Origin of the sequence: Psychromonas saccharinae (genome assembly GCF_051201515.1) — a bacterium.
In the GTDB taxonomy this organism is placed as follows: Bacteria; Pseudomonadota; Gammaproteobacteria; order Enterobacterales; family Psychromonadaceae; genus Psychromonas.
The window spans coordinates 1,316,916-1,329,909 of sequence record NZ_CP195153.1 but is presented as its reverse complement, the minus strand read 5'-3'; the positions used below and the strand labels follow the sequence as shown (position 1 = coordinate 1,329,909).

The following is a 12,994-nucleotide window of genomic DNA, read 5'->3' as shown; positions in this document are numbered from 1 at the left end:
TGTATTTTTTCTTAGCTTTTTATTCACAAATCCTCCAAAAACACCATCTTATAATTTTTCGTAATCTTGTCATTACGGTATACTTCAACTTTTAAATAATTAAATAACAGGGTTACTAACAATGAGTGAAGTATTAGATTTAAGCTTAGAAGGTATAGAAACAATTCCTTTGGCTAAATTCACCGAAGATGCCTATCTCAACTACGCAATGTACGTCATTATGGATCGCGCCCTGCCACATATTGCCGATGGTTTAAAGCCGGTACAACGACGCATTATTTACGCCATGTCCGAACTGGGTTTATCCGCGCTAGCAAAATATAAAAAATCCGCGCGTACCGTTGGTGATGTACTTGGTAAATATCATCCTCATGGTGACAGTGCCTGTTATGAAGCCATGGTATTAATGGCACAACCTTTTTCATACCGCTACCCATTAATCGATGGGCAGGGAAACTGGGGTGCGCCGGACGATCCGAAATCATTTGCCGCAATGCGTTATACAGAATCACGTCTTTCTGCTTTCTCTGAAGTCTTACTATCAGAGACAGGACAAGGTACGACCGATTGGAAACCCAATTTCGATGGCACCCTAAAAGAGCCAGTATTATTACCAGCACGTTTACCACATATATTATTAAATGGTATTACCGGCATCGCCGTGGGTATGGCAACGGATATTCCGCCACATAACGCGCGTGAAGTAACGGCTGCATGTATTCATTTATTGGAATATCCTAAGGCGGATATTAACGAATTATTAGAATTTGTTCAGGGCCCCGATTACCCAACTGAAGCTGAAATTATTACGCCTCGTAGCGATATAAAAAGAATTTATGAAACTGGACGAGGAAGTTTTAAAAGTCGCGCAGTTTATCATGTCGACCACGGTGAAATTATTATTACCGCGCTACCCTACCGTGTTTCTGGTGGTAAAATTCTCAAAGATATTGCTAAGCAGATGCAAGATAAAAAGCTGCCGATGGTTAGCGATCTTCGAGATGAATCAGACCATGAAAATCCAACCCGTTTAGTGATTATTCCTCGATCTAATCGGATTGATGTTGAAGCATTAATGAATCATCTTTTTGCATCGACAGAACTCGAAGTAAATCATAAAGTAAACCTGAACATGCTTGGCTTAAACCAACGTCCACAGGTAAAAAGCTTAGTGACGATTCTTAACGAATGGTTGGAATATCGAATAACAACGGTACGTCGTCGATTACAATTTCGTTTAGATAAAATTTTAGCACGTGTTCATATTCTAGAAGGTTTATTAGTTGCCTATTTAAATATTGATGAAGTGATTGAAATTATTCGTACCTATGACGATCCCAAAGCAGAACTAATGTCTCGCTTTAACCTGTCGGATATTCAGGCACATGCAATTTTAGAAATAAAACTACGTCAACTTGCTAAATTAGAAGAAATTCAAATCCGTGGTGAAATGGATGAATTGAGCGAAGAGCAGAAAAAACTTGAACTACTTTTAGGTTCAGATCGTCGTTTAAAAACCCTAGTAAAAAAAGAGCTCAAAGCCGATGCAGATAAATATGGCGATGATCGCCGTTCACCACTAGTAGAACGACTCGAAGCAAAAGCATTAACTGAAAAAGAGTTAATGCCAAGTGAAGCCGTTACAATTGTCTTATCCACACAGGGTTGGGTTCGCTCTGCAAAAGGACATGATATTGATCCCTATGCATTAAGCTATAAAGCGGGTGATGAATACCAAGCAAGCGCTCAGGGTCGAAGTAATGAAACTTGTATCTTTATTGATGCAAGTGGTCGAGCCTATTCACTAGATGCACATTCCCTCCCCTCTGCTCGCTCCCAAGGGGAACCACTCACCGGACGATTTAATCAAAACACCAATGTTCCCTTTGTTTGCACATTAATTGGTGACGATGAAGATCGTTATTTAATCAGCAGCGATCATGGATACGGCTTTATTGCCAAATTCAGTGATATTAATAGCCGTAACAAAAATGGGAAAGCATTAATTAACTTAACTGAAAATGCACAGTTAATGGAACCAAGAAAATTAAGTGATAACCAAGATGACCTATGCCTAACTATTAGTAATGAAGGGCGCATGCTGATATTCCCTGTTAATAGCTTACCAAATCTAAGCAAAGGTAAAGGGAATAAAATGATAAACATCATCTCTTCAAAAGCGACTAAACGAGAAGAGTTTGTTACTATGCTGCAAATTATTTCCGTATCAAGTGCAGTCACCTTACATGCAGGTAAACGTAAACTAACCTTGAAACCTTCAGATCTCGAACATTACCAAGGTGAAAGAGGTCGACGTGGTAGTAAATTACCTCGAGGCTTACAGCGCGTTGATAAAATTGAAGTCATTACAGAGCAAGAGAACTAAACGACCATGTTATTAATTATCCGAGCAATATTAATTATCTTAAGTGTGATTTTAATGAGTGTATATGCCATCTTATACTGCTTATTAAGCCCAAGAAATCCGAAGAACACTTATCACTTTGCGAAATTATTCAGCAAAATGGCACCATTATTGGGTTTAAAAATCACCTTAAGAATTCCTGAAAGTGCTAAAAATAATGGCTCCGTTGTTTATATTGCTAATCATCAAAATAACTATGATATGGTAACGACAACACATGCGGTACAACCTGGTTCAGTAACGATAGGTAAAAAAAGCTTAGTGTGGGTTCCTTTTTTCGGCATTATTTATTGGTTAACAGGAAATATATTAATTGATCGTGAAAGCAGTAAAAAATCTAAAAACACAATTAATGATGTCGTATCACAAATGCGAGCAAAAGACCTCGCAGTTTGGATTTTTCCTGAAGGAACACGGAGTCGTGGTCGAGGATTACTGCCCTTTAAAATGGGGGCTTTTCATACGGCACTTCAGGCTGGAGTTAATGTGGTACCAACCGTGATATCAAATACCCATCAACAGGTTAAACTGAATCGTTGGGATAATGGTGAAGTCATTGTTGAAATGCTTGAACCGATTGATATTACACAATATAAGAAACGAGAAATACGACGCCTAATGAATGATGCTTATGCCATTATGTTAGCAAAATATGAACAATTAAATGCGGAAGTTAACCGCCCTAATACGAAATAAACATGTTGTGGCTAAGAGGATTCAACAATGGAACAACCTATAAATTTAAAAGAATTGCTGGCAGAATTTCAAGAAGAAACAGAAGAAATTGTAGAAGCGATTCTTGAAGATGGCAGTAATCCTGATGCAATCTATATGATAGAGCATCACCTGTCTTGTACTGATTTTGATACCTTAGAAAAAGCAGCGGTTGCTTGTTTTAAAAAAGGTTATGAAGTTACCGATCCAGAAGAACTCGAATTGGAAGATGATTCAATTATTTTAAGTTTTGATGTGGTTATCGAAATGAATTTAGACGAAGAAGCGATTATGGAAGATGTTGAAAAATTACTCGTTTTAGCACAATCCTTCGGTGTTGATTATGATGGTTGGGGCACTTACCCCGAAGAGTAATCAAATAGTTTGAGCTACGAAAGTTATTTTTCATAGCTCAATTTTTTTATTGGTTAATGCATATTATTCAATATTTTCTTTTTCTACTTCCTGCATTTTTTCTAATAATGCATTTTTCAGTACCATTGCTTCCACTTCCAAACCATACAAATTTTCATCCCAATTGACACCAGCAAAGACCTGTTGCTTTTGCATACCATCTAACCAAGATTCTAAAAAGACAGGAAGAGAAATTGGCGCCACTTTATAATTAGCCCACTCTTCGGCTTTTAATTTTTCAGCCAACGCCGATTTTGACCAAAAAAGATAGACAGCCGTTGCATCTTTATTATCATGGGCATGACAATTAGCCCAACCAAGGTTTTCATCATATAAACCGAATAGCTGCAATTCGTCAGTTACTTGATCGACAAACGCTTCTGCATTCTTTAAATAATTTTCTTTCATTTATTTCTCAACCTGCGCAGTCAGTTTTGACTCAAGCTCAACAAGCTTATTTTCCATCTCAGCTAACTTTTCACGAGTGCGCAATAATACTTGTGTTTGTACATCAAATTCTTCACGGCTTACCATATCAAGTTTACCCAGCTGCGCCTGTAAAACCTGCTTCATTTTACGATCCACTTCTTCGCCTAAGTTTTTAACACTTGTTGGCATCGCATCGGTAACCTGCTTTGCAATATCTTCTAATTTTTGGGGATTAAACATGATGGTCTCCTAATTATTTTCAATATTATACCTGTTACCATTCAAAAAAAGAAAGCCCCATCACAACAGTAACGAGGCTTATATACCCGTTACCATTCAAGATGCAGAAATCAGCAAGACGAGAGGTAAGCAGATTCTAGGCATAAAGGTGAAGATCTAACGGGTTAAATCGAGACTTTATAACAACGAAGATGTTTGCCTCTCGTCTTGCCCTGCGGGTCACTAGCTCGAACACCAATACTGCGTTATAACATTCGATAAGGACTAGCCATTGTCATCATGTTACGCCTTGCCTTGGTATCCGAGCTAGTGACTGATAAACGCATCTTGATTGGTAACGGGTATATTACCGATAGTCGTTAATCAATATAACTAGAAAGATACTTAACTGACTATTTTTGTTGGCTTGGAAGCTCTGCAGAAGAAAGCGACCCACTATTATCTACATCAAGTTGCTCAAAGTTAGCAAGTAGTCGACCGCGTACTTCTGTTTTATCTAACACACCATCGTTATTTTTATCCATTTTTTGAAAGTTTTGACGTTCATGCCCTTTATCTTTATTACCTTGTGGTTTGGCATTATATTCAGCTTCAGATAAGTTACCGTCTTTATTTGTATCAAGTTGTTCAAATGTTGGACGTTCATGGTGACGTTGAGATTTACCTTGTTTACCATTTTTACCTATTGGCATTTCATCTTGAGATAAGGTGCCATTACCATCTTTATCTAGTTGAGCAAAATGATCTAACATACGTCCTTGCACTTCATCTTGACTTAATACGTTATCACCATTTTTATCTAGGTCGGCAAAATTAGGGCCTTTATGATCACGCCCCCCTTTACCCTGCTTGCCCATTGGCATTTCATCTTGAGATAAGGTGCCATTACCATCTTTATCTAATTGGGAAAAATTATCTAACATACGTCCTTGCACTTCTTCTTGACTTAATACGTTATCACCATTTTTATCTAGGTCGGCAAAATTAGGACCTTTATGATCACGCCCTCCTTTACCCTGCTTGCCCATTGGCATTTCATCTTGAGATAAGGTGCCATTGCCATCTTTATCTAGTTGGGCAAAGTGATCTAACATACGCCCTTGCACTTCATCTTGACTTAATACGTTATCGCCATTTTTATCTAGGTCGGCAAAATTAGGCCCTTTGTTATCACGCCCTGTTTTCCCCTGCTTGCCCATTGGCATTTCATTTTGAGAAAGTGTACCGTTGCCATCAATATCTAATTTATCAAAGTTTTGTAGCAAACGACCTTGCACTTCTTCTTTTGTTAATACCATATCGCCATTAACATCCATTTCTGCGAATGTAGTTGGTTTTGCATTATCAGCCGATGCATATCCAGCTGTGCCCATTAAGATTGCTGCAGTAATTAATAATGATTTTTTCATAATAGCCTCTCTTTATCGTTTAATGTTAAGTAAACAAGCTCTTTGCTTGGATGAGTTAACTATAAATTCGAAATATGTGGCAATTATGGAGAAATTCAGGAGATTAAAGATTTAATAAAATAAGGCTATTTAATTAAATAGCCATCAGCAATAGGACTCGGTCGGTTTAAAGTGCTAACTTATAACCAACACCATAAATAGATTTAATATACTCGCTATCTTCTGCAATTGATTGTAATTTTTTACGTAAATTTTTAATGTGACTATCAATGGTTCGATCTGTAACCACACGATCATCTTCATAAATCTGAGTCATTAATTGCTCGCGACTAAACACTTGCTCTGGGTGCTTATTAAAAAAAGAAAGCAGCCTAAACTCAGCAGGTGTTAAGGTGACAGGAACGGCATTCAGCGACACCGCCATTTTTTTATCGTCGATGATTAACCCTTTTACTTGCTGTTCCTCTTTGTTTTCATCACCTGCACGACGTAATATATTTTTCACCCGTACGACAACTTCTCGAGAACTATATGGTTTACATATATAGTCATCAGCGCCTAACTCTAAGCCAACTAATCGATCAATTTCATCGATACGCGCGGTTGCCATCACAACGGGAACTTGAGAAAAAGTACGAAGCTCGCGATAAATATCTAACCCATCCCGAGCGGGTAACATTAAGTCTAGAATTAACAAATCAGGGTGATTCAATTTAACCCAATCAATCACATCCAGTCCATTGTCGATGATATGTGTGCGGTATCCAGCCCTGGCTAAATATTCACAAAGGACAACGGCCAATGATGGTTCATCTTCAACCACTAAAATTAATTTTTCCTGAGAACTCATTGTTTAACTACCCTCAATTGGTAATAATATACTAATTTGTAAACCGCCTAAAAGAGACTGCTCTGCCGTTATTTTCCCGTTATGCGCCGTCACTATATTCTGACAAATAGATAACCCTAACCCCGATCCTCCATTTGCTCGGCTACGTGATTTATCAACACGGTACAAACGATCAAATAACTTACCTAAGGATTCATCTGGCACACCAGGCTCACTGTCTGCAATAACAATCTCTATATTCTTTTTACTTTGCAATAATGTTACCTCAATTTCACCATCGGGATCCGTATAACGGTAACTGTTTTCTAATACATTCGTGATCAATTGCGTTAATGCCGTTGAGTCAGCTTTTAACAGTACCGACTCGGCACGATTATAATGGCGCTTTAAAGTAATATGTTTTTCGCTCAAACGTACTTCATTTTGATCCGTTACTCTATCTAACAATTTCGTTAAATCAACCCACTGCGATTTATCAATATTAACGCCTGAATCCGACAATGACAGCTGATATAGATCTTCAACTAATTCTTTAAGATTCATTACTTGATTATGTAGCGAATGAATATATTTAGGCTCAGGTTGTCGAATACCATCTTCAATCGCTTCAATTTCGCTGATTAACACACTAATAGGGGTTCTTAATTCATGTGATATATCTGCCAACCATTGCTCTCGGGTTATTTTTTGCTGTTTGAGCGTCGTCGTTAACCGATTAAAAGTTTGCGATAATTCAGCTAACTCATCATTTCCTTTTACCGGTATTTTTGTTTTAAAGTCGCCTTGTTGTAAAGCAATTGCACCGCTGTGTAGATTTTTTAATGGCCGTAAAATATGGCGAACCAAAAAACCTGCAACGATAAATGAAAACAAGGCAACCCATATAGCAATAAGGTAAAAATTATTTAATTGTTGTTTGTAAAAACCTTCTGCAAGTGCACCAGTAATAACCCGTCGTTGAATCATGGTTATTTTACCAACAACTTGACCATCGGATCTAACAGGTACTTCGATAAAAAATGGATCGGCTTTTTTATGCTTAGGTGAATCCACTTGATTAAAGACCATATTCCCCTTTTCATCGATCAAATGAATGCGTTTATAGGCTTGGATTAAATCTTGTCGACTAAAGCGACGTTCAGGCGGAGGATTATCTACAGTGATATCAGCACTTTCTGGGCGCTCACCAATTTGTTTTAATAAATTCTCCCAAATACTCGGGTCCGATTTAAGATGATCCCAACCTTCGGTTGCAGAATAATACTCCCCTACTTGGGCAGCAATAAATTCTAACTGCTTAACTTCGCGTTGATTTAAATAGGTTTGTAAACCACCCTGAAAACTATTATTAATCAACAATGCCATCCCTAACATCATGATCATACTGGTCAATAATAATGAAATAAATAATTTATGAAAAATGGTTAAGCGCATGATTATCAGCCTATAGCAACAAATTTAAATAACGTTCCGACTTAGATATACATCAATAATATATACCCATTACCATTCAAGATGCAGAAATCAGCAAGACGAGAGGTGAGCAGATTCTAGGCATAAAGGTGAAGATCTAACGGGTTAAATCGAGACTTTAAACAACGAAGATGTTTGCCTCTCGTATTGCCCTACGGGTCACTAGCTCGTTTCTTATAAACCATGGCAATACTGCGTTATAACATTCGATAAGGACTAGCCATTGTCATCATGTTACGCCTTGCCTTGGTATCCGAGCTAGTGACTGATAAACGCATCTTGATTAGTAACGGGTATATCCTCAAACAACTTCTACTTCTGATTATAAAATCAATTTATCTTGTTCCCTGTCCAACTTAAACTATCAGAGCTATATTATGGTATAAAGATCGTTCACTGTTCACGTTATATTATGATTTTAATCGTATTATATTCATTTATACAATAGATTAACCGTTAAAATAAACGACACAATCACGGGAAACTGCATGGCCAAAATTAAAACAATAACAACAGATGATATTTTACTGGTTTTATGTGATTCAATAAAATCCGTTCTATCAACTGCAACAGATCACCCTATTAATTATTCATCTATGGTACAAAAAATTAACAAAACTTGCCTAAAACCAGATTTGGGGTGTTTCGTTTTATTTGATGGTGGATTTTCTGGATTAGTTATTATGAACTTTACTGCGAAAGCAGCATTAGAAATTTACCAGAATTATATGACGCATATGGGGATTCCTGCCAATGAATTATCACATTCACATACCTCCGATGATGTGAGTGATGTAATGGGCGAATTAATGAATCAGATGGTTGGCGATTTTACGGGTGTTATAGGTAAAACCCTGCAAACATCCATTACTCAAAATCAGCCTAAAATGCTGACTATTAATAAGCAGGTATTACTCTCTATTGATACAAATTTAGACCGTCCACAAGCTAGACGCGTCACATTTACCACTGAAAAAAATAATATTTTCTATTTAGAGCTCGCGATGGATAAAACTGAATTTATTAAACTATCTACCTTTGAAGAAACTGAAGACTTTGATTTAGATACTTTATTTGATCAGCAAAATATGAAAATAGAAAAGAAACCTGAACCGAAAACAGAGTCACTTGTTGATCAAGATTTACTCGACGAATTAGGTATTTAATTTTTCCTAAAAAACACAAAAGGGCTGTAGATCAGCCCTTACCATTTATCAATACTAATAACGATTTACCATTCTTCCTCTGAACTTGAAATGGTACCATCATCATCCTCATCCCACCCTTTTAAACCCGTAGATGAAATGGTCAACATGCCATCACCATCTTGAGAGTTAACCGGATCGGCTTTTAATAAATAAGCACTATCCGTTGATGAATCGATTGTTAAGTTATAATAAATATCTGAGCCATCTAAGGGCGATGTTGTTGAATAAATGGTGGGAGAACCACTATCAGCATCACTTTCCGCTGCACCTGTATAAGTCCCATTATTGGTATAGTATCGCTCCATTGCCTGCGCAAAACCAACTAATGCGGCCTTTGCATCGGCTCGTCGTGATGCAATAATACTTGATTGATAAGAAGGGTAAGCAACCGCAGAGATAATCCCTACTATTGCAACCGCAATTAATAATTCAATCAGTGTAAATCCTTTACTTTGTTTCATATAAACTCTTTTACTATTATAAAAATAATTATTTATTCTGACTTGTACAGCTCTTCCCAAGACAGACGCCCTTCAGTACTTGTGCTACTTGTTTCAACATCCCTTTCCACTAAATCACCATTACTGTCCACTGTGTATTGTGTATCATTAGAAATGGTAGAAGTAGATAGCAAACCATCTGAATAGTATTCACCGACATAACCAATATCATCATCGTCAATCACGCCATCACCATTGGCATCAAAAACAGCCGTTGTTGATGCTAACCCGGTCGATAAGTCAACTGACATATACCAACTTTCTCCACCTGAAGAACATTCGGAACCATCTGGGATCCAAGTATTAAAGAAAATAATATCGCCACTAACTGTAGAATCTGTGACAACGCGTTCACCGTATGCGGTGTAAGAATCATCACTGGCACCGACATTACGATCAACAAGATCAAAATACCAACCATCGTCGGTCCCCCAAGTTAAGTCATCACCACTCACAGTGCGAAGGTCATCATCAGAGGTATAAATAATTCTTTCGAGTAAGTCATCACGGGCTTTACTGCCAGTGCCTGAATCTAATACCGCGTAATAACTCATTACATCATAATTTCCACTAATATCCGTTTCTTCAAGATATTTCCCCGTACCAAAGAAAACAATCAGATTAGGTGAGCCTGCAGATGTACTAGTATTGGTGGTTAATGTTGGAGCTGAAGTAATTGGCTGAGCAACGCCATCATCATTTTCAGCTGTAAACAAAGGAGCTGGACTACTGCTTGATGTGTAAGCAACATCCCAATCATCTTCATCTTCATCACTTACATCAAAGACCCACATATTTCCCTGTAAATCGCCCGCATAAATTCGATCTGCAACACTATCGCCATCGGTATCAACAACGGTTGGAGTCGACAGTCCATTTGGTGTATCTGCACTACCAACCTCAGTATTAATTTTGATATAATCACCAGCACTCCAGGAGCCGTCAGTCCCTTCATCAATAAATAGAATAAACAATTCAGCAGTACCATCACCGCTATTGTTATAACCATTACCCACAATCACTGCCCATTCACCATTTTGCATCATGGCAACCATGGGTTTACTGTAGCTGTATCCAAAATCAGCATCATCATCACTACTGAATTCCCACATAACAATATCGTCGGCTTTAGACGAATCATCAAAATCACTTGGATCAGTCACATCCAATGCAAATAAGCCTTTACCGCCAGCACGCAGACCACCAATTAGGACGGAACGCCATGCACCATTGGTATAAATATCGCTTACGGTTGGGGTTAAATCGACATAAAACTGATGGGCATAGTTTTGATCTGCAAGATAATGTAATCCGCCTTCATCTTCAGCAGATGAGACTATTCCTGGAATATAAGCAAGGACTTCTTGACCAGCATCACTACCAGATACTTCTGCATTAAAGCCATGTAGCATGCCATCATTTGCACCAACATATACCGTTGGGGTTCTATCTTCATTATCACTTACAAAATCAGAATAGTTTTTCCCGCTAGCACCAAACTTTGTGTCTTCGCTATAATCAGGCCAATCTAACTCAGGAGAGCCAACATAAACCGTTGTTGAATTAACAATATCCCCTAAACGACTAGAACGTGTGCGATAGGTATCATCGTCACTTCCTTCATTTGAATCATCACCATAGATATAATTAATTAACGTTTCGGCATCATCACTATCATTACTCGCGCTATCACCATCAATATCAGCGCCCGCATAAAGATCTTCTTTTTGTGCAGTACTTAAATTACTAAACGCAAATTTAACACCTTGAGACCCATTATAAGTATAAATATTGCGATCATAGATATCATCAAAGTCACCCGTTGAGGTAGTCGTACTTAAATCATCCAGTAATTCACTCGCCTCCCAAGCTTCGTCTTCGGTATCAGTTAGTTCATACGCATAAAGGGAGCCTGACCAATCTGACGTTTCAAAGCTTGCCATAAATAATGCACTGTCAGAACTTACTTCACTGGTATTAAAGGAAAGCGAACTCATTGCCGCTGTTTTAGCAAAGATACTATCTGCCGCTTCCCAAAAGGCAGCAAGTAATTCATCACTGGTATCTGCCGTTAAAAATTCACTCCCGCCACCTGCTACAGCCATATTACTTAATAAATCGCTTCCCGTTGCAGACGTAGATGAAAAGCCGATCATATATGTCGTTACATTATTAGTAACTTCGGTACCATCATCTTCAGTAAGGTCAGGGCGAAAATCACTTTCATACATTGCCTTAACTACATTTAAACGATATAAATCGTAACCATCTGAATCATCGGTAGAAGCAAAATCATCATAATCATCATAATCTGCATAATTTTTTATTTTGTCGGTAAATCCTTGATCGTATGTTGGTAAACCATCAGTCATTGCGACAACAAAATTCTGTTGACACCAGTACTGTACTACAGTTTCAGAAGTTGTAATGGTAGACGATCTATTATTATCATCCTTATAAAATGCATCGGAAGCGGTACAAGTTTCTTCATCTGAATCCCCATCATGTAAAGTTACCTTTCCATTACCCCCTTGTGTAAAATACCACGCGAGATCCTGTAAAGACTCACCTAATGGAGTCACGCTTGAGGCACTAATCCCATCGATAGCCGAAACTAAACTACTACTATTATCATCAATATCATCAATATCGACTAAGACTTTGGCGCCGTATTGACCATTATATTTAGCAAGACCTACACGAATATCTGATAAATCACCAACTAAATCTGTCGCTACTTCTTGAGTCACTTGAATACGTGTAGAACTACTTTCTTTCTTTCCATCACTATAAGCATCATCACTTTCATATTGAAAATACCAATTTAAAAAGTTTCCAGAATAAGTGCCGGAAGTACCAGACAAAGACGACGAATTTAGATAAGCAGTATAAGTAGTATCATCATCAAAACAGTAAGTATAATCAGATGAACTCGAGTCCCCTCCTCTTCTGTCATTGTTACTCGTGGAGGTAGAATTATCACCGTCATTACCAAATTCATAAGCAGTAGCTTGGTTACCTGAGCTAAAAGAGATATAAGGCGTTGTACTTGAGAAGCTAAAATAAACCGTTGTATCTTCATCAACCGTATTTTCGCTCTCACAATCATAGTAATCCGTGTCGGCATCATAACCATCATCGGTTTCTTGTTCGACAATAGCATCCATCGACCCTGAAGAGTCAAGTAACAACATCAAATTAGGATCGACATTAGTACCGGCAATCAAAGGCGTTGTCGGTAAATCCAATAAATCAGCAAAAGCCAAGGGAGATGCTGCAAATGTCACAACAAGTGTTTTTAATATAAATCCATTTTTCAATAAACTATTCAT

Annotated in this window: 11 protein-coding genes; 4 read left to right on the top strand and 7 right to left on the bottom strand. The window is 37.9% G+C overall.

Annotated features, from left to right (window positions below; genetic code table 11):
- Positions 1-121: 121 nt before the first annotated feature.
- The 3 genes from parC (at position 122) to rraB (ending at position 3,514) form a co-directional block, all read left to right on the top strand.
- A complete protein-coding gene (gene parC / locus ACR30L_RS05910) occupies positions 122-2,386 on the top strand; it encodes a DNA topoisomerase IV subunit A (protein WP_435237111.1) in 2,265 nt (754 codons plus the stop codon).
- A gap of 150 nt (positions 2,387-2,536) precedes the next feature.
- A complete protein-coding gene (locus ACR30L_RS05905) occupies positions 2,537-3,121 on the top strand; it encodes a 1-acylglycerol-3-phosphate O-acyltransferase (protein ID WP_435237110.1) in 585 nt (194 codons plus the stop codon).
- Positions 3,122-3,148: 27 nt separating this feature from the next.
- Positions 3,149-3,514, top strand: a complete 366-nt coding sequence (gene rraB, locus ACR30L_RS05900; protein ID WP_435237109.1) for a ribonuclease E inhibitor RraB — start codon at positions 3,149-3,151, stop codon at positions 3,512-3,514.
- Between the two features lie 63 nt (positions 3,515-3,577).
- On the opposite strand, the gene ACR30L_RS05895 is transcribed toward rraB, so the two are convergent.
- From ACR30L_RS05895 to ACR30L_RS05875, 5 genes are all read right to left on the bottom strand, one after another.
- On the bottom strand, positions 3,578-3,961 hold the full coding sequence (locus tag ACR30L_RS05895) for a DUF2750 domain-containing protein (RefSeq protein ID WP_435237108.1): 384 nt from the start codon (positions 3,959-3,961) through the stop codon (positions 3,578-3,580).
- A complete protein-coding gene (gene ubiK / locus ACR30L_RS05890) occupies positions 3,962-4,222 on the bottom strand; it encodes a ubiquinone biosynthesis accessory factor UbiK (protein WP_435237107.1) in 261 nt (86 codons plus the stop codon).
- A gap of 392 nt (positions 4,223-4,614) precedes the next feature.
- Positions 4,615-5,631 carry an EF-hand domain-containing protein gene (locus ACR30L_RS05885; protein WP_435237106.1) on the bottom strand — a complete coding sequence of 339 codons (1,017 nt, stop codon included), beginning with the start codon at positions 5,629-5,631 and terminating at the stop codon, positions 4,615-4,617.
- 166 nt (positions 5,632-5,797) lie between these two features.
- Entirely contained in the window at positions 5,798-6,481 is a 684-nt protein-coding gene (locus ACR30L_RS05880; protein WP_435237105.1) for a response regulator, read from the bottom strand.
- Between the two features lie 3 nt (positions 6,482-6,484).
- Positions 6,485-7,915 (bottom strand): ATP-binding protein, encoded by a 1,431-nt coding sequence (locus ACR30L_RS05875; protein ID WP_435237104.1) that lies wholly within the window; start codon positions 7,913-7,915, stop codon positions 6,485-6,487.
- A 527-nt stretch (positions 7,916-8,442) separates the two neighbouring features.
- On the opposite strand from ACR30L_RS05875, the gene ACR30L_RS05870 reads away from it, so the two are divergent.
- Positions 8,443-9,120, top strand: a complete 678-nt coding sequence (locus ACR30L_RS05870) for a DUF3334 family protein (protein WP_435237103.1) — start codon at positions 8,443-8,445, stop codon at positions 9,118-9,120.
- Positions 9,121-9,185: 65 nt separating this feature from the next.
- Here the strand turns inward: ACR30L_RS05870 and ACR30L_RS05865 are convergent, their stop codons facing one another.
- Positions 9,186-9,623, bottom strand: coding sequence for a type IV pilin protein (locus ACR30L_RS05865; protein WP_435237102.1), 438 nt, complete (start codon positions 9,621-9,623; stop codon positions 9,186-9,188).
- A 32-nt stretch (positions 9,624-9,655) separates the two neighbouring features.
- Entirely contained in the window at positions 9,656-12,994 is a 3,339-nt protein-coding gene (locus tag ACR30L_RS05860) for a pilus assembly protein (protein WP_435237101.1), read from the bottom strand.

What these genes read in the sequence shown, in the direction of transcription:
- ACR30L_RS05875 (WP_435237104.1), bottom strand. Translation starts at nt 7,915, where the DNA reads ATGCGCTTAACCATTTTTCATAAATTATTTATTTCATTATTATTGACC.
- ACR30L_RS05870 (WP_435237103.1), top strand. Translation starts at nt 8,443, where the DNA reads ATGGCCAAAATTAAAACAATAACAACAGATGATATTTTACTGGTTTTA.
- ACR30L_RS05880 (WP_435237105.1), bottom strand. Translation starts at nt 6,481, where the DNA reads ATGAGTTCTCAGGAAAAATTAATTTTAGTGGTTGAAGATGAACCATCA.
- ACR30L_RS05860 (WP_435237101.1), bottom strand. Translation starts at nt 12,994, where the DNA reads ATGAATAGTTTATTGAAAAATGGATTTATATTAAAAACACTTGTTGTG.
- parC (WP_435237111.1), top strand. Translation starts at nt 122, where the DNA reads ATGAGTGAAGTATTAGATTTAAGCTTAGAAGGTATAGAAACAATTCCT.
- ACR30L_RS05865 (WP_435237102.1), bottom strand. Translation starts at nt 9,623, where the DNA reads ATGAAACAAAGTAAAGGATTTACACTGATTGAATTATTAATTGCGGTT.
- rraB (WP_435237109.1), top strand. Translation starts at nt 3,149, where the DNA reads ATGGAACAACCTATAAATTTAAAAGAATTGCTGGCAGAATTTCAAGAA.
- ubiK (WP_435237107.1), bottom strand. Translation starts at nt 4,222, where the DNA reads ATGTTTAATCCCCAAAAATTAGAAGATATTGCAAAGCAGGTTACCGAT.
- ACR30L_RS05885 (WP_435237106.1), bottom strand. Translation starts at nt 5,631, where the DNA reads ATGAAAAAATCATTATTAATTACTGCAGCAATCTTAATGGGCACAGCT.
- ACR30L_RS05895 (WP_435237108.1), bottom strand. Translation starts at nt 3,961, where the DNA reads ATGAAAGAAAATTATTTAAAGAATGCAGAAGCGTTTGTCGATCAAGTA.